Genomic DNA, 20,235 nt, shown 5'->3' on the forward strand with positions numbered 1-20,235 from the left:
AGTACCCTCATCAGTTGGAAACAGTTTTATCGACGTTAAATTTCGGAATCCATGCCGGCGTGACTTCCATATAGCGGCGATAGTCATCACCGAATTCCTTCAATGCCATGCGCTCCTCACGCTTAGCGAGTCGCACGTAAACCACTACCAGAACCGGAAACATAATCACGGTAAGGATCGTCGGCCACTGCAACAGAAATCCAAACATGATCAGGATAAATGCGATGTACTGCGGGTGGCGGCAACGGGCATACCAGCCGGTAGTCGCTAGCGAACGGGTCTGCTGCGCCTTGTGCAGAACACTCCACGCCGAGGCCAGTAAAAAGAAACCCAAAATGATCAGGACATTACTGGCGATATGCAGCGGATCAAAATGAGGGTTGCCTTCAAAACCGAAAAGGGTATGCAGAAGATGGCCGTTTTCGTGGGACAGAAAATCAATACCAGGATATTTTTCCGCCAACCAGCCGGAGAGAAAATAAATGGTTAATGGAAAGCCATACATCTCGGTAAATAGGGCAATAATAAACGCCGAGAAAGCGCCAAAGCTTCGCCAGTCAGTTTTGGTTTGCGGCTTGGTAAAGCTGAAGGCAAAGAAAATAAATATCGCCGAATTAAGTATCACCAGCGTCCAGAGGCCGTAAGCAGATTCACCGTGCATGCTTCTTCTCCTGTAATCTATTGGGTTAATGGTGATGACGGTTTTCGTTTTCCCGACGGCCTTCCTCCAGCCCCCGCTGATAGGCATCCTGCTCGGACTCGCCTTCATGCTGATCATGGCTACCATGACCACCGTGTCCGCCGTGCATAAACAGATGCATAAAGGGGCAGGCAAGGAAAATCAGGAACGGCAGAAATTGCCAGACGTGTTGCCGGTGCTCGACGAGCAGAAAATAGGTGACCGCGCCAATAAGTCCCAGTGCCGCCAGTCCTTTGGGTGTTAACCAGAATGATGTTTTTTGAGTCGCCATGTCACACCTCACCTGTGTAATTGAAAATCGTTGTCTGTTGCGCCGCGTTTATCGTGTATCCACAGACGCCCACGAACTAGATGCAAGGTAAAATCCTTCACCCCATGTCGAATCAAAGTTTCTTCCACGTTTTTCAGGCGAAACTCGTCAAAAATGGCCGTGACTTTGTTGATGTTCATTGGCCTCCTGCTTATTGCACCGTGATTTGTCCACGGTACATCTGCATCTGACAATGAAACGCATACTCGCCGGATGACATTGCTGGCAGCTGAATGGTCTTCAGTTTATTCAACGGTAAGGTGTCGCTGATTTGCAGTTCGGGGATCAATAAAGTTTCAGAACAGGGCGATTGATCTCTGCGCATAAATTTGATTTCTACCGGTTCTCCAGACGGCACTTTAATGCGCGAAGGCGAATAGGTACCGTTTTCCACAGTAATCACCAGATCGTTTTCACCCAGCTCGGCTTCTTTCGGCTTGTAGAGCCAGAACCACCACACAATCAGTGCAATTAGCGCTAAACCCGCAATATTAATAATCATCATCGCAACGCCCTCTTCCCGTCATTCTCATTAGTGCTCCTGCGCTTTAAAGAAGCGCAGCCTATTAGCATTGGTTACAACTGTCAGCGATGAAAACGCCATCGCCGCACCGGCAATCACCGGACTTAACAGCAAACCGAAAAATGGATACAACACCCCGGCTGCAAAAGGCACGCCGGCGACATTGTAAATAAAGGCGCCAAATAGATTTTGTTTGATATTTCGCAACGTAGCCTTGCTGACGGCAATGGCATCCGCCAGGCCATGTAACGAACCCCGCATCAGTGTTATGTCGGCACTCTCAATGGCCACATCCGTACCGGTGCCGATAGCAAAACCGACATTGGCGATAGCCAGGGCCGGCGCATCGTTAATACCGTCACCCGTCATGCCCACCACTTCGCCTTCCATTTGCAGCTTCTGCACTTTTTTGGATTTTTCTTCCGGCAGTACTTCAGCAAAGAATTCCTTGATACCGGCTTTTTCCGCTACCGCTTTGGCTGTGGCGCGGTTGTCGCCGGTGAGCATCACCACCCGAATACCGTTATGTTGCAAACGCTTGATGGCCGCTATGGAGTCTTTCTTAATCGGATCGGCCACAGCGATAATCGCTGCAAGTTGATTATCAATAGCGAAATACATCGGTGTTTTAGCCTCGGCGGCCAACGCCTGGGCCTTTTCGACAAAATCACCGAGCTCAATGGTGCGCTCGCGCATGAGCTTTTCATTGCCGAATAACAGTGTTTTTCCGTCCACCTCCGCCTGCACACCGTGGCCGGCAATGGCGTTAAAATTGGACACCTTGCCCATTTCGATCCCTCTTTCCTGAGCACTTTCAACAATAGCCATGGCCAACGGATGCTCAGAGCCGGATTCAAGCGTTGCTGCCAATCGCAACACCGCCTGCTCATCATACTCACCCGCCACCAGTACATCGGTGACCTTCGGTGCACCCAGGGTAATGGTGCCGGTTTTATCCAGAATCATCGCCGTTATCTTCGACGCGGTTTGCAGGGCTTCTCCGTTGCGAATCAGCACGCCCGCCTCTGCGGCCTTACCCACACCCACCATCACCGACATCGGCGTGGCCAGCCCCAGCGCACAGGGACAGGCGATAATCAATACAGTCGTGGCCGATACTATGGCAAATGCCACCGCCGGTTCCGGTCCAAAATTAAGCCAGGTCAAGGCACTCACCACAGCAATAATCATCACCACCGGTACAAAATATGCCGAGATGACATCAGCCAAACGACCAATCGGCGGCTTGGAGTTTTGTGCGCGCTTGACCATATTGATGATTTGCGCCAGCGCCGTGTCTTTACCAACGCGGGTAGCTTTAAACAAAATTGAGCCGGATTTATTGATGGTGCCCGCCGCTACGGTATTCCCAGTGGCTTTTTCAACCGGCATCGGCTCGCCGGTGAGCATGGATTCGTCAATCGCCGTATGCCCTTCAACCACTTCACCATCGACGGGAATTTTTTCACCTGGGCGCACGCGGACCACATCGTTCAGTAGAACCTGTTCGATAGCGATATCCAGTTCTTTGTCATCGCGAATAACCCGCGCCGTTTTCGCCTGCAATCCAATCAGGCGCTTAATAGCCTCAGAGGTACGACCGCGGGCTTTCAATTCCAGGGCAAGACCGAGATCGATTAAACCAATAATCATCGCGGTCGCCTCGAAATAAACATGGCGCGCCATTTCCGGCACCAAGTGAGGAACAAACACCACCACCATCGAATACACCCACGCCGTACCTGTGCCTAAAGCAATCAAGGTATCCATATTGGCCGAGTGATTTTTAAAGGATTGCCAGGCACCGACATAAAAGTGTTTGCCAGAGAACACCATCACCGCAAGTGTCAGTAATCCAACAGCCAACCAGGCAATGCGCCCACCAGTGCTTGTTACCGTCATTTCGCCGACTACGATGCTGTAAATCATCAGCGGCACGCCCAGACTGAGGGCGATGGTCATTTCCCGCATCAGTCGTTTGTAGTAAGCCCAATCAGCTTTTTCTTTTTCCTCCAATGCATCGTCTTCATTGTCAGCAAGGCTGATTTTGGCGTTATAACCGGCGCCCTCAACGGCTTTTATCAATTGCTCGGCAGGCGCCGAACCGAACACGCTAACGGTTCGCTGAGCGAAATTCATTTCCGCGTTTTCCACACCCGGTATCGCTTTTAGGGCGGATTCGATTTTTCCCACACAGCTGGCACAACCAGCGCCTTCGATCATCAGTTCCTGGCTTACTGCGCTGCCGCCATGAACATGATGGTGGTGATGCTGGCCAGTTTCCGTACGTTCATGACAGGATGGATTGCCAGATTCCGTGTTTGTTGAACTCATATCCATACTCCTGGTTTACTTGACAGCAACTAGCGAATGAGCGTTGCGGGAAAACCCACACGATCCAACGCATCGGTAAGGTTTTTTGGTTCAACCACACCAATGACTGAAGCGACGCCCGTTGCCAGGTCCATCGACACTTCGCTAACCCCTGCAACGGATTTCAACGTCTGCTCGATACTTTTCACGCAACCACCGCAGGTGGCACCCTGAACCTGTAAACGATGAAGAGGAAGAGACGTATCGCTAACGCTGCGGATATCTCGGGCTTCAGCAGAAACGGATGATTTGCCGGCGCAGCAACAACCACCTCGGTGTTGACCCGCACTTGGCGTTTTGTGTGTATTCATAACCTATCCTCCGCAGTGAATTCTTCGATCAGATGACAAAGCATATGGCCCGTTGGCGCCTTATCCGGCTTTTGACTCCACTCCAACACAGCCTGTTGCATGCGATCCCGCAATTTCAACGTTTCCCTAAGCTGTCGCTCGGTTTCATGCAGGCGCTGATCAATCAAGCGGCGCACCGTTGGGCAAGGAGACTTTTTCTTGTCCGCATGGGCGAGAATCTCCTGAATATCCTCTACCGAAAATCCCAACTGTCGGGCACTCAGCACGAACCGTAAGCGATTAACATCTTTATCACTGTATTCCCGGTAACCATTGGCCTTGCTTTTTGTGGGATTCAAAATCTTGATCCGGGTATAAAACCGCACCGTATCGGCCGTAACCCCTAAACGCCTGGCCATTTCGATAACTTTCACACAGCCCTCCTCGCAGCTCAGTCTGACTATCACAGGATTCAGATTAACCCCGAGGATCTGTTCCTTGCCTTGATATGAGTCAATCATCAGTTCTAAACCCGAGAGTAAATCCGAAGTATTTATCCGGCTTTTTGTCACCTTACACCTGTGTCCAAGACACAGGTCAAGCAATTTTTAACAGTCTTCCACTTTTGATTTTCAATATTTCAATCACCCTGAATCTGGCTGTATTTGTCTCGGTCGGTACCGATCAATTGTCTGTCCGCCAGCTTACGTATGAAAAAAAGCAAAGTGCCGATCATAGGAAAACATCCGGCCTATCCTAGGGCTGGGTACCTGACGGTAAGGTGACTCGTTCATTACATTGCTGTAATGGCCTTGTAAGTTCTTCGTCCAGCTATTCATCTACCTTGCCCTGCTTCCAAAGCAAATAAACCGCCGGCAATACCAACAATGTCAATACCAAAGCACTGAGCATGCCCCCCACCATAGGTGCAGCAATTCTGCTGACCACTTCCGCCCCTGTACCGGTACTGAACATGATCGGCAGTAAGCCGACAATAGTAGAGACTGTCGTCATCATCACCGGTCTAACACGTAAGCCTGCACCGTGAAGAACAGCTTCCCGTAATCCTTTCATACTCGGTGTGATGCCCCGCTCCTCACACTGAAGCAAGAAAAGCGTATGTGCCTGGTTGAGATAGACCAGCATAATGACGCCAATTTCTACCGCCACGCCCGCCAACGCGATAAAACCCACACCCACAGCAACGGAAAAGTTGTAACCAAGCAAATACATCAACCAGATGGACCCAATCATTGCCAGTGGTAAGGTGCCCATAATGATGGCGACCTCGGCAACACTGCGGAAATTTAAATAGAGCAGCACGATGATAATTGCCAGAGTCAGAGGCACCACGTAGGAGAGCTTCTCTTTGGCCCGCAACATGTATTCATACTGTCCCGACCAATTCAGGGAGTAGCTTGTTGGTAGTTCGACCTGATCGGCCACCACTTTCATAGCGTCTTCCACATAACTGCCGACATCCACTCCGTCGATATCGACAAAGGTCCAACCATTAAGACGGGCGTTTTCACTCTTGATGGCAGGCGGCCCGTCTTCAACATAAACACGAGCAACATCCCCCAATGCAATGCGCTGACCACTGGTCGTGACAATAGGCAGCAGAGCTAACTGCTCGGGAGAGTTGCGATAATCTTGTGGGTAACGCAGGTTGACGGGGTAACGTTCCAGCCCTTCGATAGTCTGCGCTACGTTCATACCGCCTATAGCGGTGGCAACCACTTGCTGCACATCGGCGATATTGAGGCCATAGCGTGCGGCTTTTTCTCGCTGAATATCCACCTTGATATAACGGCCACCCGCTACTCGCTCGGAATATACTGAGGCTGTGCCAGGTACATCTTTGAGCACCTGCTCCAAACGCTTGCCGATTTTTTCGATCTCCTTGAGGTCGGGGCCAGCCACCTTAATACCCACCGGGGTTTTTATACCGGTAGCCAGCATGTCGATGCGGGTTTTGATGGGCATCACCCAGGCATTGGTCAAGCCGGGAAACTTCACCAGCGCATCAAGCTCCTTCTTGAGTTTGTCGGTGGTCATGCCATCGCGCCACGCCTCTCTGGGTTTCAACTGAATAAAGGTTTCAATCATGGTTAGCGGCGCCGGATCTGTAGCAGTTTCAGCCCGTCCAATTTTGCCAAATACGGTTTCTACTTCCGGAACTGTGGCAATCAGCTTGTCAGTCTGTTGCAGGATTTCCCGCGCCTTGCCGATGGACAGGCCCGGATAGGTAGTGGGCATGTACATCAGGTCGCCTTCATCCAGATCGGGTATGAATTCGCTGCCAATCTTGTTAAGCGGCCAGATCCCAACAAGAAACACAACGCCAGCCATGGCGAGTGTGATTTTTGGAAAGCGCAAAACACCCTTGAGCAGCGGCATATAGCCTGCAATCAGCAACCTGTTGATGGGGTTTTTTCTCTCGGCGACCACCTTGCCCCTGATAAAATACCCCATCAACACCGGCACCACTGTCACTGCCAACGCGGCGCTGGCGGCCATGGCATAGGTTTTAGTGAAGGCTAGGGGACTAAACATTCGGCCTTCCTGAGCCTCCAGGGTAAATACCGGCACAAAGCTGACGGTGATAATCAGCAGACTGAAAAACAATGCCGGGCCGACTTCGCTGGCAGACTCTGCCACCACTTTCCAACGGTTCTCTGGCGTCAACGGCGTACGTTCCATATGCTTATGCATATTTTCAATCATCACAATCGCACCATCTATCATGGCACCGATGGCAATCGCGATTCCTCCAAGGGACATAATGTTTGCATTAATGCCTTGCCAGTACATCACAATAAAGGCCGTCAGGATTCCCAGCGGCAGGCTAACGACTGCCACCAGTGATGACCTGACATGAAATAAGAAAATGACACAGATCAACGCGACGATAGCAAGCTCTTCAACCAGACTTTTCCATAAACTGTCAATGGCGCTAGAGATCAATCGAGATCGGTCGTAAACCGTGACAATTTCTACGCCTTCCGGCAAACCCACCTTGAGTTTTTCCAACTTTGCTTTGACGCCATCAATGGTTTTCTGGGCATTCTCGCCAAAGCGCATGACGACAATCCCACCTACCACTTCTCCCTCACCATTAAGTTCAGCAATACCACGGCGCATTTGCGGACCCAGTTCAATATCGGCCACATCCTTTAATAACAGCGGTGTGCCATTCATATCCAAACCCAGAGGAATGGTTCTCAGATCGTCAATACCCTGGATATAGCCACTGGCACGCACCATATATTCCGCTTCACTCATCTCCACAACAGAAGCACCAACTTCCTGATTACCACGTTGGATGGCCATCTGGATATGAGAGAGAGGAATATTAAAAGCACGAAGCTTGTCCGGATTTACTTTGACCTGATACTGTTTGACCATACCGCCAAGCGCAGAGACTTCTGACACCCCCGGCACCGTTTGCAGTTCGTATTTCAAAAACCAATCCTGCAGGCTGCGCAACTGACTGATGTCGTGCTGACCAGTTCTATCTACCAACGCGTAGAGATAAACCCATCCCACGCCAGTCGCATCCGGTCCCAATTGTGGTCTGGCACTGGGTGGCAGCGTCGGCGCCACCTGCGACAGGTATTCCAATACCCGCGAGCGGGCCCAGTAAGCATCGGTATCTTCATCAAAAATGACATAGACATAGGAGTCGCCAAAAAACGAGTAGCCGCGTACGGTGACCGCACCCGGTACTGACAACATGGCAGTAGTCAGCGGATAGGTGACCTGATCTTCCACCACCTGCGGCGCCTGCCCCGGATAACTGGTTTTGATAATCACCTGCACGTCCGACAAATCGGGAATAGCATCTACCGGTGTATTTTTAAGGGACCAGCCACCAATTCCCACCAACATCAAAGTGGCCAGCAGCACAAAAAAACGGTTATGAACGGACCAGCGAATAATGGATTCAATCATGCTTTACTCCCCGTCACCTGAGTGCTGTTGCTGATTGGAGTGATCCATCTTTGAATGATCAACCGTGTTAGGTTCCTTACCATCCTGGTTCATTTGTGCATGATTCATCTGGCTGTGATCCATTTCGGAGTGATCCATCTCACCGTGATTCATCTGACTATGATCCAATTTCTCTTCGTCCTCCGAAGATATGTCCTCCTCACTCTCGCCACTCATAATATGTGTGCCAGTCATTTCATACTGCCCGTTATCGAGCTTGGTAATTTCCATGTGCAGCTGAGTACCAAGTGTTAACGCCTCAAAATTAACTTTTGGATTAACCTGAAAATCCATGGTCATTTCTGGCCATTCCCAAGCATCAATCGCTTCATGCTTGACTGTCACCATTCGATGATTCGGCATCACGCTCTTGATCGTGGCGGCAACCCAAACTGAGCTAGGCTGATCTTCGCCGTGGTGCATCCGCTTAAAGTCTGAGGTTTTGCTGGATTCGGAATCAATCAGGAACTGGGCAGACGTAACAATGCGCTCACCGTCTTTTAAACCAGAAAGGATTTCCACCTTATCTTCACCAATTCTGCCTACCTTCACTGCGATGGACTTAAAACGCCCTTCACCTTTTGCCAATACCACTCTTGATTGGCTACCGGTACGAATCAGTGCTTCACGGGGAATGAGTAAAGTCTCCCGCGAGGGCTTGGTAACTATTGTCATTTGCGCAAACATGCCCGGCCTCAGGAATCTATCCGAGCTGTCAAAATGCACCCTAACCTGAGCGGTACGCGTTTTGGCGTTCAGAGAGGGGTAAATATAATCAACATTTCCTTTCCACTCGCGACCGGGTAAATAATCCAGTCGCATGCGCACTGCATCACCCACTTGCACACTGGCCGCCTGCCGTTCAAATATTTCACCAATCACCCAGATATGCTCCAGTTGGCCTATGGCCATCATCTCCATACCCGGCTTAACAAACATCCCTTCCCGAGTGTTCAGATTATCCAATACCCCAGATTGAGGTGCGGTGATGGTAATGGTCTGACTAACCTTGCCGGATTTTTTTAGGCGATTGATTTCTGAATGAGGCACTTGCAAGGCCGATAGCCGCTCCATGGCAGCCGTTATTAGTGTTGGATTATTTCGTTTTAATGCCAGCAACAGTTCTTCCTGGGCATTGACCAAAGTCGGCGAATACAACGCATACAGCGGCTCACCCTGTATAACCGGATCACCCGCAGCTTTGACATGGAGCTTTTCGATCCAACCCTCCACCCGTGGATGAATGTGAACAAGGCGATCTTCATCGTATTGCACATAACCCACTGTACTGATGGTTAGATCCAAACGCCCCCGAGTGACAGGGGCTGTACGTACCCCCAGATTGTTAACTACATCCGGAGAGATGGTGACTGTGCCAATCTCCTGATCGCCGACCGCGTCTTTATACACAGGTATCAGATCCATCCCCATAGGAGATTTACCCGGATTATCGCGCTTATAGTTGGGGTCCATCGGCGCGACCCAGTAGAGTGGTTTTTTCTCGGCAGCAACGTCATCACTGCCTGTGGTCTCTTTCATACGCCATAGGGCCGAGTAGTGCGAAAGGGTCGCTGTCGCAATCAACAAGGCAACTGTAATGAAAAAAGATTTATTCAATTGAATCTTCATGGGGTTAATCCTTCAGCGTGTTCTCTGCTGGTGGCGGGAAACGGTTCTGAACCATTTTTGGACAAGAGGTAATTCAACTCGGCAATCATCTTCAGCCGATCAATCCTGATCGTTAAAAAGTCGATCTTGGCATTTAACTCAGCAATGCGGGCGCGCACCGCTTCGGCAAAGTCGCCGTCGTCGTTGTTGTAGGCGGCCAGGGCAGCTTCGGCCTGCTCTGACATTTGCGGCAATAACTGCCCGGCGTAGAGCGCGCGACGATCATTCAGGCGCTGTAGCTGTACCAAGGCCGTATCCAGTTCCGCCATCAGCTTTCGCGCCATCAGTAACTTGTCAGTTTTTATGGCCTCAGCCCGGGAAGTGGCCGCACTGACGTCTTTATCCTGTCGCTTGCCGGTGAAAAGCGGCAGGTCAAAGGTCACACCGACAGAAAAAAAATCAGCCCGGTCACGCCCCATGGGATCATCGTCCCTATAGCCATATTGGGCGGAAAGACCCCACTCAGGTTTATATTTCTGGCGCGCTAATTCGACCCCGGTCTCCATGGCATCAATACGCTGATCAAGCGCCCGCAAGAGTGGGTGCCGGTTGACCTGTTCATAGAGCCAACGATCACTATCCGGCTGACCTCCCACCGACGCCGGCTCATCACCGTACTGACTGGGCACAAGCTGCGCTAACGGCAGACTGGCAAGACCGCCGACCCACTCGGATAAACGCTGTTGGGCTGACTCCGACTGTTGCCGCAGCACCGTCAAACGATCATCCAACCGGGTAAGCTCCAATTGGGCCCGGATAATATCCTGCTGGCGAGCACCTCCCAGTGCCGACGAATAGCTCGCTTTGGTTGCATCCACCAAATGTTCAAATAGCGAGCGATCCTGCTCAATCAATCGAATGCTCTCCTGGGCCCTGAATGCGTCCAGCCACAACTGCGAGACAATAGCCGTTACCCTGGCCTGACGATTCTGCCTGAGCAACGGCTCCTGTTCCGCCAACTCCTGTTTCTGACGGCTGGACAGCGCCAGACTATCGCCGCGAGGGAACACCTGACTAACACCTACAGTGAGCTGCGTCATAGGCTCCTGGTTGATATCGAAGCTATCGGTAGGAAAGTTAGCCGCCATCAGGCTGACCTTGGGGTCTGGAAGCGTCGATGCTGAAATTGATTCGCTGGTCAAAGCATCTTCGCGATGCCGGCTACCGTTCAGCCAGGGATCCGTGGCAATGGCATGGGCGATGGCCTCATCCAGACTCAGCTTATTAGTCGGGCTCTGAGCAAACGCAGGAAACCCCACCAGCAAAAATAATAAAAATACCCATTGAATGTTCATCGTTATATGTCCTATTGCTGATCGCGACTATTCACAGATGCAAACACGTCAGCCGAACCGTCTTTTTTAAGCAGCCATACCTTATAAGCTGTAAACCTGTCACCCATCTCCATACCAGGGCTGCCTGCCGGCATGCCGGGCACACTAAGGCCGATGGCGTCATCGGGAGGGTTTTCCAGAAACTGCTGAACAAAGCGCGCCGGGATATGGCCTTCGAATACATAACCGTCGCTCGAAACTGCCGTATGGCAGGACTGGAATTCAGGTGTTATGCCATAGTCATTTTTAATGCGATTCAAGTCCGACGGATGGTGGGTTTCTGTGTCGAAACCAACATCTTCCATATGGTGAACCCATTGCTGGCAGCATTGACAGGTGCGGCTTTTATAAACATCCAACGAGGCAATCGTTGCGCTTTTAGTTGCGTGATTTTCGCTTTCGGAACAAGCGGCAAGAAATAACAGGAATAGGATCAGCGCCGGAAAGCGCAGATAGGTATGTAACGGCTTCATGATGACTCCCAATCAAGAGTTGCTGTGAACGCGCTCGTAGCGATGGCGCGTTTTAAACATACGTTATGGGAGTTTTGATCTCCCGCTTATCGAGTCGTCAGACGCCTGAATTTCAGGCGTACCAACCCTACTTCAGCGGGAAATGGGGGGGGCGAAACAGCGAGGAAGCTGCCTGGGAGAGGAAGGAAACCGAATACGCTGTATTGAGGGTTTGAGAAAACTGGACGGAAAACGACGACAGTGTACTCACCACCGCAACGCTTGCAGAGATGCAATCCAGCTGAGAGCAGTGATCCTGGCTGCAACAATCAGCGGCATCAGCCGTAAGGGCATTATTAATCTGGATATTGTTTGCCTTGGTATGGCTTCCATGATCCATTGCCCCCGTCATTACTGGAACATCGGGTTCGTGACTCATCTTGTGGCAGGGCAATTTCGCAGCAGCAAACGACTGGCTGGTGAAAGCCAGTAACGCGAAGATTGCCATGTAAAATCTGAATCTGCTAAGCCACATAATCTGCAAATGGTTATATTAACATTAGGAAGGATACCTTATTCTCTCGAAAGTTCAAACATAACGCCCTTGATGATTGACATAGATCAATCAACGGATACTTCCATTAAGCGCCAGAACTGCAAATATTGACGTGAGCTTGAGGTTCACCCCGCCAGGATTGACCTGCACTTCGAAGTACTTCATAGGCCGTGTGCAAAAAAACGACAGCAACGATACTAGCAACTATCAAGTCCGGCCAATAAGAATCGAGCCAAATAACCAGAACTCCTGAAATAATCACCCCGGTATTACTGATCACATCGTTGCGGGAACACAGCCACACAGAGCGCATATTCACGTCCTCGCCCCGATGCTTCATCAGCAGTCCGAAGCAAATCAGGTTGCCAATCAGCGCTACGCCTGCAACTGCCATCATCACCAACCCAATTGGCTGTGGTTCTCCCAGCAGACTGGCGATAATCGTGAGGATAAGGCCCAGCCCAAAGGTGAGCTGAATCAACCCTTTCATAAAGGCTGCCCCGGCACGCCAGCGCACACTGCGAGCAACCACGAAGAGGCTTATGGCATAGACCAGGCTGTCACCGAGATTATCGGCGGAATCCGCCATCAGCGCCTTGGAGTCCGCCCAGATGCCAGCGCCGAGTTCCGCGGCGAACATCAGGATATTGATCCACAGGACAACGTACAGGGTTTTACGGCGCCCCGCCGTGGCCAGTTGGTCAACCGTATCAACATCGCAGCAACCTGAACTCATTATCCTCTCCAAGCATTGTGTCTTCTCTGCTACCATAAAGTCTGTAACCGTTACAGAGTCAAGAGACACACCATGAAGATTGGCGAGGCATCACGACTGTCGGGCTGCCATATCGAAACCATTCGCTACTATGAACGGGTGGGCATTCTTTCACCTACTGCGCGTTCGGAAAGTGGCTACCGTTGTTACGCAGACCATCATATCCAGCAGCTACGCTTTATTCTTCATGCTCGTGAGCTGGGTTTTTCCTTGGACGATATCCGGGAACTGCTGTCGCTCAAAGAACAACCCGATCTTTCCTGTCAGGCGGTGGACAGTATTACCGACAAGCATCTGCACGGAATTCGCAACCGCATCAGGCACCTTGAATCTCTGGCCAGGGAGTTACGGCGTATATCTGCAAGCTGTTCAGGTGGTCACATTGCCGAATGCCGTATCTTGGAGGCCCTAGGCAAACACTAGTGATTAAACAGGTTCGAAGCCTTGAAAGCACCTTGTAGGTATTGCACCTAGTTACCCGAATTAAGATAGAGATTGAGTGCCACTAATTGATGGTTCCCTAGATCACCAGAAGCACCATCAAAGTTGAGAGTTCCCTATGGCGGAAAGTCCAATTCAAGTCACACTGGCTAACCGCGTCGACAACATATCGGCCTGCTCGGCAAATTTCTTCGCATTGGCTTTCCGCAATTTTGCCAGGTTGTGCAACTTCCAACGAATACCGGGCAAATGTTCAAGATGAGTGATACCCATTAGCGACCAATCGGGAGCACCGGCTACCAGCGATAGCAGAAATTGCCGTTCCTTGCCGTCGAGCCCTGACTGAAGTTCATCAATCATTCGATCACGTGTCGCCAGTAATGCTTCGAGCGCCACGGAGTCGGCTGTCATCCCTTCGAAGTTATGCTTGTAGTCATGGCCAATATCCCTCAGCTGTGGGAACAACACTTCATGTACCGGACGGTTATGACTGGCCAGGTACACAACGAAGGCCCGGCGAATGCCGGGCGTGATGCCCTCATGCTCAAACAGCTGCATCACGTCGAACAGATCACGGGGATGCTGACGGTCCAGTGCGGCGACCAGCTTGCCACCATAAAGGTCCTCCAGTGACGCCACGGGGATTTCCAAATCGGCCATCAGCACATCACTGGCGAGAGGTGTAATAGACGCCCGACGCACCGGCTTCACTGTTCCACGCAGAACGAAATTGGCTTCGATTTTGACTTCGGTTCCCCCACGGCGCACCAACAGCTTGGTCTCACCCGCCTCAGCGGCCAGCATGTGTGTCTGAAATCCATGTTTGTTCAGGCGCTCCGCCGCCTGCCGAATCGCGTCGTTAATCCGAGCCAGTGCCTGTTCACGCGGCAGGGAGTGGTCCGGGAATACCAGATCAAGATCCACCGACAGTCGCGGCATGTCGCGCACAAAGAGGTTGATGGCCGTACCACCTTTCAAGGCAAACGTGTCATCCACAAAGACCAGTGGTGCCACTTGTGTCAACAGGCGTGCGGTATCGAGATACGCCGTATTCATGGCTTTAGCACCAACAGGCCGTCGCTGGATTTGGATACCCAGGGCCGGTCACTGCCGGTCGGCAACGTGTCCGGATCAAGTTTCTCTGCCCATGGCAATCCACCCTCGCGACCCAGTTGGAGGCAAAGTCGCACCGTCTTGACACTGGTACAGTGCTGCAACAGTTCACGCAGCACGTTGACACGCAAATTGTAGGTACTTTCGACGAGTTCGCGGGCTTCCTGCAAAGGCTGGCGCACGCCGACTTCGCTGAGCAGTTCCAACAGTGCTCGTTCCGGCGACGAAACCTGCGGCGCCCCCTCCCGTCTCTCAAAAGGCATGGCATGCAACAAGTTGTCACAGTCCTCGTCGAACAGACGCTTGCGGTGATACTGGGCCGGAAAGCGGTCGGTGAACCAGTCCGGCAAATGACCGTCGGCCCAACCATAAAGAAGTAACGTCGATTGTTGCGATACGTACTGACGCACACCATACCAATCGAGCGCCGACTTGCCGCCGACGTGGAGTCCTGCAAGTTTGCGCTGCAACAGAAGGAGACAGGGATGCAGCTTTAATTCTTCGTTTGGCCGGCAGTAAACCCCTCTCGCCAACCGCATCAACCATCCGGCCCGCACGTAGTGAACCGCCAAGTCGGCAGAGATATCCAGGGCCGCCAGATCTTCCGACGTCAGCGGCGCCCCTGGCTCCAGCCTGGTATAGAGAATATTTAGTTTGCTCGTGTTTTTCGTAGCCATGCTACGATTTATACAGCTTTCCCAAATACTAGTCAATTTAATCAACCTATTTTAATCGTAGCTATACTACGATATTTTATATTTTTCTAAATAAGGAGGAGTAGTAGCGGTAGCCACTGATCGCAAATCATTATCCAAAATCCGCTCCATATGCGGATATTCAGGCATGATTATCCGATTACCTGTCTATCGGTCGCACGGACGGAGTGGCCTGAGAAGGACTGCGCGCCTTCTTTTACCCTTCCGCCCCCCCCTATACCGCGCCATAAAAGCCTCCAGCCAGCATCCCCACCCCGCCAGTCCCCTTCGGCCAGGAGCACAAAACCATTCTGGTTACATGATGTCAGAAACTAAGTTATACTTCTTACATCATGTAGAGGCACCACCAATGAAGACTTTGCCAGAAACCATCCTTCGACGTGCCCGCACCCTCCCCGAGGGTGGTGTGCTGTCGCCCAAAGAATTCCTGCACCTGGGAAGCCGGGCCGCCGTCGATCAGGCGTTCTCACGGCTGACCAAGGAAGGCAAACTGATGCGCGTGGCGCGTGGCACCTACGTTGCCCCGGTATCCAGCAGGTTTGGATCGCGCGCGCCCTCCCCTGAAAAAGTCATAAGCTCGCTGGCGAAGCGAAGTGGCGAAATTGTCGTTCGACACGGCGCAAATTCAGCCAACGCCCTGGGGCTGACTCAGCAGGTACCGATCAAAGAGGTCTACCTGACGTCCGGCCGCACCCGAAAGCTCAAGCTGGGTAAGGGGGAAATTTTGGTCAAGCACGCCCCCCGCTGGATGCTGGCTCTTGGAGCACGTCCTGCCGGCGAGGCTGTGCGGGCACTGGCCTGGATCGGATCGGCACACGCCGATGCATCCCTGTCATCGTTGCATCGCACCCTTCCCCCGGCTGAATGGAAAGCGCTGACCTCGGCTCGCGCTGCCCTGCCTTCCTGGATGGCACAGGCAATCGGGAAGGAAGCGGCACATGCCTGAAAGTTTTTTTGAGCTCAGCCAGAAAGACCAAAGGGAAGCGCTTGAATACGCGCGAGCGGAAACCGGACGTCCCGCCCATCTATTAGAAAAAGATATCTGGGTGGTATGGACACTTCGCACACTATTCGACGCGGCAATAGGCGCTGACCTAACCTTCAAGGGTGGCACATCCCTCTCCAAGGCCTACAAGGTCATTGACCGCTTTTCAGAAGATATCGACCTGACTTATGACATCCGCAAACTGATTCCCGACCTGACAGGTGAAAGCGGTGAGCTACCTCGCAGTCGAAGCCAGGCCGGCAAATGGACGAAAGCTGTGCGCCATCGGCTACCCGACTGGATCACGACACATATTCAACCTGTCATAGAAGCTGCACTGGCCAAAGAGGGAGTTCAGGCGCAACTTGAGCAGGGCGGCAAGGATAACGACAAACTGATGCTCCGCTACCCTGCCCTCACCAAAGGCACAGGGTACATTGCCCCGGTTGTCACACTGGAATTCGGCGGTAGAGCAACCGGTGAACCGCACGAAATACACTCCGTAGAATGCGACATTGCCGAACACCTGGCTGAGATCGAATTCCCCACGGCATCACCACAGGTCATGGGTATCGCCCGAACGTTCTGGGAAAAAGCGACGGATGCCCACGTATTCTGCGCTCAAGGTCGTCTCCGTGGAGAGCGATACGCTCGACATTGGCATGACTTGGCTGCGATCAGTCGGAGTCCGCATTACACCACGGTCATATCAGACCACACAGTCGCGTCAACTGTCGCGCAGCACAAGGCACACTTCTTCATCGAAAAAGACACGGAAGGCGAAGTCATTGACTATATCGCTGCGACGACAGGAAAGTTGAAAATTGTTCCAGACGGCGATGCGAAAACCGCCCTTGCCAAGGATTATGAAGCCATGCTGGCTGATGAAGTCATGGTTGGAGAAGCACTGCCGTTCGATGCACTTCTCGACGCCTGTGCCGCCATCGAAAAAGCCATCAACGAATCCACAACAGGTACAAAGTAGAGATAGGGGGCGCCGTGAGCAACATCCGATCCATTGACATGATGTTTCTCGATGACCTCTTCGAGATGGGAAGTGGTTACGTCCTGAATTTTTCGGATCGGACTCATCAACGAGGATCATAACCCATTGAAGGTAAAGGGTTTATAAAAGGCTGGTATTGGGTTTTACCGTCGCGTTTACCGTCAGAATCACGAGCTCTTTGTTTACGCGGGTGATGCAGTGATTTTTCCGGCGGCGGTATTTTGCACACCATTATCAACCAGCAAACATATTACCAGAGGTGGAAATGGGTGCGCGAGTACTTAAACCGTAGTCTGTCACACGAACGGCGGTTATGGGAGTGATTCATTAGCAGAAAACCTAATAGCACCGCAAACTACAGCTGCTGTACATTAACCACTCCCTGGACTTTCTTCGACTGCTCAACAACCCGAGAATGATGCGTGAACAGAATGACTTGTGTCCTCTCAGATAATTCAGCCAGCGCATGCAATGCGGCTTGTGAACGAGCGTCATCAAAGTCCACAAGTATGTCATCCACAATGAAAGGCATCGGTTCGGACGATTCCATGTATTTTTCCAAAGATGCGAGACGCAACGCCAGGTAGAGCTGGTCCCGCGTCCCTGAGCTCATGCCTTCCACAGTCACACGCTCTCTTCCTGGACGAATGCCAGCGAGGATGGGTTCATCTCTTTCATTAAAATCGGTCATGAGACCATCGAACGAACCAAGTGTCAGTGCCGAGAAATGTTCGCTGGCGCGTTTGACCAGCGGTCCCTGGTTTTCCTGGCGATAACGCTCAATCTGATCGCGCAATATCTTGCCAGCCAATTTCACCTGAATATAGCGCTCAGCATCTGAGCGGATACTGGCAAGTGTGGCCTGAGCCTGATCGGCGAGCATGGCTGCCTGATCACTGCCATCCATAAGTTCTAACTCCTTTTCTTCACGTCCCTTTGCCGATGCGAGCTCGGTACGTTTGGGTTCGAGCTCATCCTCGATCTTGTTTTTCAATTCTGTGATTCGCCCCGGCAAACTATCCGGATCGATACCCTCCGCTTGAGCTTCCAACTCGGCAATGGTGCTGCCCTCACCTGCATCCAGGATCTCCTGCTCTATCGAATCAATTGCTGTCTTAATTCGAAGGTAATCAGCCGAGCGGCGTTCCGCCGCCTCAAGTAGAGGGTGACCATCGCATTTTGCTTCCACACATAACGCATCCAGGCGATCAGTCATCGTCTGGATGGTAGCGTTCGAATCCTGTATCTCCTGCGTTGCCTGTTCGATCTGTTCTTCAATCTGATGCCGCTTTGTTTGTCTTGATCGGTTTTCAGATAGCAGTGAAATGAGGCGCACAACCGCATCATCGGCTGGCAACTCATCCAGTTCGGGGGCAATAGTGGCTACTATGGCCTCCACCTGGGTGCGGAATGCTGCGGCATCTTCGTCGATGGCACTGATTCTTATCCGCAATTTCTCCACTTCCCCCAGCTTCGAAAACAATGCTCTGAGGTTTTCAAAGAAATCATCAACTTCCGAGGGCAATGTCTCACTTAGTAAACCAATACTCAGCATCTGCGCTGCCCACTGTGCCCTCCATGCTTCGAGCGCCTCTGTTGCCAATCGATGCTCTTCATTCAATGATTCAACGTCAGATTCCCGATCCTTAACTTCCTTACTCAATGAATCCCGTTTGCGTTTGGCTTCATCAAGCTGACCGGCTAACGCCTCGCACTCCAGGAGTACGATTTCAAGCTCGTTTGATGTGGACGCAGCTCTTCCCAGTTGTATCAGTTGTGCATTAAGTCTCTGGAGGTGCGTGCTACGATTATGCTCAAGCTCAGTCTCTTTTTGGCGCAACAGGTTAAGCTGCGCCACCTGATCACGAAGCCTTTCAAAGGCATCCAGCCAGGCTCGCATCTCTCGCGGAGTGCGTGGAACAATCTGGCAAGGAGCCCACATTGCTTGCCAGTCAGCATCCAATTGAGCCTTCTCAGCGCTTGTTGTCTCAAGCTGTTCATCTAACTTCTGAGCTTGCTGTAGCCCTCCCTCCTGCTTGGCCTGAAGGCTTGCCAGCGCATGAACCCGGTCTGCTTCGCGGCGCAGCCGGTCGGACACCTCATCGGCGCTTGCAAGGCGGTTTTCGAAGGCTTCAGGCAATGTGCCTTCACTCTGGTATTCACTCGCTTCGACTGATACGTCTTCACTACCTATCCACTGGCGACGTAGCAACTGCCAGACTGTATCGCGTTCTGATCGAGCTTGGTTAAGCGAAGCCTCCGTCGGCACCTCCCCGACGCGCTCGATTTCATCGAGCCTCTGCGATGTATCCTGCAAAGCATCGATTAGCTCGTCCTTTTTCTCCTCAAGCCGCTGAATACGCTTTGAGAGATCAGCGTAGCTCTCTTCAAATTGATGGATGCTTTCCCGGTTTGGTAACGCCAAGCGGGGCATTTCATCCAACTCACCTTGCCAAAGCGTGAGTCTTGAAAGATCGGCAACACATTCTGCTTCCTGGCCTGCAAGTTGACTCTGAGTGGACTGGATCGATGCGTCCAACTCCCCTTGCTTCCTGGCGGCGGCAATTGCCCGGTGTAGTGCGTCCGTAGAACCTGATTTGGCGATTTCGTCACGTTCCTTGCGGGCGGCCTGCAGACGCTTTTCTGTTTCACGCAGACTGGTCTCTGCTTGTTCTGCCCGAGCATTCAGGACGGCTTCTTTATTGCCCAAACTGGCAATAGGCTGCCGTTTTGCCATTACGGGACGTAATTGCTCAATGTTCTTGAATTCGAGATCAGGGCGATTCTCTTTGAGTAAGGACTCGGCATCCGCCAATAACTGCTTAGATTCTGCTTCAAGGTGCGGTCGGTCTTGCTGCGCCTTTCGATGACCACCTAAGCGCGCATGAAGATCTTCAATATTCTCTGCCTGTTCCAGCAAGGCCTGATTGGTGGATAACCCAGCAAGTTGCTGTTGTAACCCTTCGAGGCGAGGGGTCGCCTTGCCCACGATGGCTTGAG

The 20,235-nt window shown here is 51.9% G+C and carries 19 protein-coding genes; 3 read left to right on the top strand and 16 right to left on the bottom strand.

The genetic code is table 11. The features are described 5' to 3' along the window. Positions 1–10: 10 nt before the first annotated feature. From I6N98_RS09755 to I6N98_RS09815, 13 genes are all read right to left on the bottom strand, one after another. A complete protein-coding gene (locus I6N98_RS09755) occupies positions 11–661 on the bottom strand; it encodes a methyltransferase family protein (protein ID WP_008296010.1) in 651 nt (216 codons plus the stop codon). A 25-nt stretch (positions 662–686) separates the two neighbouring features. Then, positions 687–971 (bottom strand): DUF2933 domain-containing protein, encoded by a 285-nt coding sequence (locus tag I6N98_RS09760; protein WP_198568196.1) that lies wholly within the window; start codon positions 969–971, stop codon positions 687–689. An 8-nt stretch (positions 972–979) separates the two neighbouring features. Continuing rightward, positions 980–1,150, bottom strand: coding sequence for a hypothetical protein (locus I6N98_RS09765; protein WP_198568197.1), 171 nt, complete (start codon positions 1,148–1,150; stop codon positions 980–982). Between the two features lie 11 nt (positions 1,151–1,161). After that, the gene (locus I6N98_RS09770; RefSeq protein WP_022960187.1) at positions 1,162–1,515 is read right to left on the bottom strand and encodes a cupredoxin domain-containing protein; all 354 of its coding nucleotides are present in this window, start codon (positions 1,513–1,515) and stop codon (positions 1,162–1,164) included. Between the two features lie 27 nt (positions 1,516–1,542). Beyond that, the gene (locus I6N98_RS09775; protein ID WP_475630823.1) at positions 1,543–3,873 is read right to left on the bottom strand and encodes a heavy metal translocating P-type ATPase; all 2,331 of its coding nucleotides are present in this window, start codon (positions 3,871–3,873) and stop codon (positions 1,543–1,545) included. Between the two features lie 23 nt (positions 3,874–3,896). Beyond that, entirely contained in the window at positions 3,897–4,217 is a 321-nt protein-coding gene (locus tag I6N98_RS09780; RefSeq protein WP_084495604.1) for a heavy-metal-associated domain-containing protein, read from the bottom strand. Continuing rightward, complete coding sequence (locus I6N98_RS09785; RefSeq protein WP_028968514.1) at positions 4,214–4,630, bottom strand: MerR family transcriptional regulator; 417 nt, start codon at positions 4,628–4,630, stop codon at positions 4,214–4,216. Before I6N98_RS09785 ends, I6N98_RS09780 begins: the two co-directional genes overlap by 4 nt. A 397-nt stretch (positions 4,631–5,027) precedes the next feature. Beyond that, on the bottom strand, positions 5,028–8,150 hold the full coding sequence (locus I6N98_RS09790) for an efflux RND transporter permease subunit (protein ID WP_198568198.1): 3,123 nt from the start codon (positions 8,148–8,150) through the stop codon (positions 5,028–5,030). A gap of 3 nt (positions 8,151–8,153) precedes the next feature. Continuing rightward, complete coding sequence (locus I6N98_RS09795; protein WP_198568199.1) at positions 8,154–9,818, bottom strand: efflux RND transporter periplasmic adaptor subunit; 1,665 nt, start codon at positions 9,816–9,818, stop codon at positions 8,154–8,156. After that, positions 9,815–11,152 (bottom strand): TolC family protein, encoded by a 1,338-nt coding sequence (locus I6N98_RS09800; protein WP_022960181.1) that lies wholly within the window; start codon positions 11,150–11,152, stop codon positions 9,815–9,817. The genes I6N98_RS09795 and I6N98_RS09800 overlap by 4 nt, the downstream gene beginning before the upstream one ends. Positions 11,153–11,163: 11 nt before the next feature. Then, positions 11,164–11,664 carry a DUF411 domain-containing protein gene (locus I6N98_RS09805; protein WP_022960180.1) on the bottom strand — a complete coding sequence of 167 codons (501 nt, stop codon included), beginning with the start codon at positions 11,662–11,664 and terminating at the stop codon, positions 11,164–11,166. A gap of 127 nt (positions 11,665–11,791) precedes the next feature. Beyond that, on the bottom strand, positions 11,792–12,151 hold the full coding sequence (locus I6N98_RS09810; protein ID WP_028968513.1) for a hypothetical protein: 360 nt from the start codon (positions 12,149–12,151) through the stop codon (positions 11,792–11,794). A gap of 133 nt (positions 12,152–12,284) precedes the next feature. Next, positions 12,285–12,935, bottom strand: a complete 651-nt coding sequence (locus I6N98_RS09815; protein ID WP_022960178.1) for a cation efflux transmembrane domain-containing protein — start codon at positions 12,933–12,935, stop codon at positions 12,285–12,287. A gap of 72 nt (positions 12,936–13,007) precedes the next feature. Between I6N98_RS09815 and I6N98_RS09820 the strand changes: the two genes are divergently transcribed. After that, on the top strand, positions 13,008–13,397 hold the full coding sequence (locus tag I6N98_RS09820; RefSeq protein ID WP_022960177.1) for a MerR family transcriptional regulator: 390 nt from the start codon (positions 13,008–13,010) through the stop codon (positions 13,395–13,397). A 153-nt stretch (positions 13,398–13,550) separates the two neighbouring features. Here the strand turns inward: I6N98_RS09820 and I6N98_RS09825 are convergent, their stop codons facing one another. Together I6N98_RS09825 and I6N98_RS09830 are read right to left on the bottom strand one after the other, a co-directional pair. After that, positions 13,551–14,471, bottom strand: a complete 921-nt coding sequence (locus I6N98_RS09825; protein WP_022960176.1) for a nucleotidyl transferase AbiEii/AbiGii toxin family protein — start codon at positions 14,469–14,471, stop codon at positions 13,551–13,553. Continuing rightward, on the bottom strand, positions 14,468–15,205 hold the full coding sequence (locus I6N98_RS09830) for a type IV toxin-antitoxin system AbiEi family antitoxin domain-containing protein (RefSeq protein ID WP_198568200.1): 738 nt from the start codon (positions 15,203–15,205) through the stop codon (positions 14,468–14,470). The genes I6N98_RS09825 and I6N98_RS09830 overlap by 4 nt, the downstream gene beginning before the upstream one ends. A gap of 388 nt (positions 15,206–15,593) precedes the next feature. Here I6N98_RS09830 and I6N98_RS09835 point away from each other — a divergent pair, with 388 nt between their 5' ends. After that, on the top strand, positions 15,594–16,190 hold the full coding sequence (locus I6N98_RS09835) for a DUF6088 family protein (RefSeq protein WP_198568201.1): 597 nt from the start codon (positions 15,594–15,596) through the stop codon (positions 16,188–16,190). Continuing rightward, on the top strand, positions 16,183–17,214 hold the full coding sequence (locus I6N98_RS09840; RefSeq protein ID WP_198568202.1) for a nucleotidyl transferase AbiEii/AbiGii toxin family protein: 1,032 nt from the start codon (positions 16,183–16,185) through the stop codon (positions 17,212–17,214). Before I6N98_RS09835 ends, I6N98_RS09840 begins: the two co-directional genes overlap by 8 nt. A gap of 376 nt (positions 17,215–17,590) precedes the next feature. On the opposite strand, the gene I6N98_RS09845 is transcribed toward I6N98_RS09840, so the two are convergent. Then, positions 17,591–20,224 carry an ATP-binding protein gene (locus I6N98_RS09845; RefSeq protein WP_198568203.1) on the bottom strand — a complete coding sequence of 878 codons (2,634 nt, stop codon included), beginning with the start codon at positions 20,222–20,224 and terminating at the stop codon, positions 17,591–17,593. Positions 20,225–20,235: the final 11 nt, after the last annotated feature.

The sequence above is a fragment of the Spongiibacter nanhainus genome (assembly GCF_016132545.1).
In the GTDB taxonomy this organism is placed as follows: domain Bacteria; phylum Pseudomonadota; class Gammaproteobacteria; order Pseudomonadales; family Spongiibacteraceae; genus Spongiibacter; species Spongiibacter nanhainus.

Coding starts and splice junctions, on each gene's coding strand:
- I6N98_RS09775 (WP_475630823.1), bottom strand. CDS start 3,873: ATGGATATGAGTTCAACAAACACGGAATCTGGCAATCCATCCTGTCAT.
- I6N98_RS09810 (WP_028968513.1), bottom strand. CDS start 12,151: ATGGCAATCTTCGCGTTACTGGCTTTCACCAGCCAGTCGTTTGCTGCT.
- I6N98_RS09780 (WP_084495604.1), bottom strand. CDS start 4,217: ATGAATACACACAAAACGCCAAGTGCGGGTCAACACCGAGGTGGTTGT.
- I6N98_RS09790 (WP_198568198.1), bottom strand. CDS start 8,150: ATGATTGAATCCATTATTCGCTGGTCCGTTCATAACCGTTTTTTTGTG.
- I6N98_RS09835 (WP_198568201.1), top strand. CDS start 15,594: ATGAAGACTTTGCCAGAAACCATCCTTCGACGTGCCCGCACCCTCCCC.
- I6N98_RS09800 (WP_022960181.1), bottom strand. CDS start 11,152: ATGAACATTCAATGGGTATTTTTATTATTTTTGCTGGTGGGGTTTCCT.
- I6N98_RS09820 (WP_022960177.1), top strand. CDS start 13,008: ATGAAGATTGGCGAGGCATCACGACTGTCGGGCTGCCATATCGAAACC.
- I6N98_RS09765 (WP_198568197.1), bottom strand. CDS start 1,150: ATGAACATCAACAAAGTCACGGCCATTTTTGACGAGTTTCGCCTGAAA.
- I6N98_RS09840 (WP_198568202.1), top strand. CDS start 16,183: ATGCCTGAAAGTTTTTTTGAGCTCAGCCAGAAAGACCAAAGGGAAGCG.
- I6N98_RS09825 (WP_022960176.1), bottom strand. CDS start 14,471: ATGAATACGGCGTATCTCGATACCGCACGCCTGTTGACACAAGTGGCA.
- I6N98_RS09805 (WP_022960180.1), bottom strand. CDS start 11,664: ATGAAGCCGTTACATACCTATCTGCGCTTTCCGGCGCTGATCCTATTC.
- I6N98_RS09760 (WP_198568196.1), bottom strand. CDS start 971: ATGGCGACTCAAAAAACATCATTCTGGTTAACACCCAAAGGACTGGCG.
- I6N98_RS09770 (WP_022960187.1), bottom strand. CDS start 1,515: ATGATGATTATTAATATTGCGGGTTTAGCGCTAATTGCACTGATTGTG.
- I6N98_RS09830 (WP_198568200.1), bottom strand. CDS start 15,205: ATGGCTACGAAAAACACGAGCAAACTAAATATTCTCTATACCAGGCTG.
- I6N98_RS09815 (WP_022960178.1), bottom strand. CDS start 12,935: ATGAGTTCAGGTTGCTGCGATGTTGATACGGTTGACCAACTGGCCACG.
- I6N98_RS09795 (WP_198568199.1), bottom strand. CDS start 9,818: ATGAAGATTCAATTGAATAAATCTTTTTTCATTACAGTTGCCTTGTTG.
- I6N98_RS09755 (WP_008296010.1), bottom strand. CDS start 661: ATGCACGGTGAATCTGCTTACGGCCTCTGGACGCTGGTGATACTTAAT.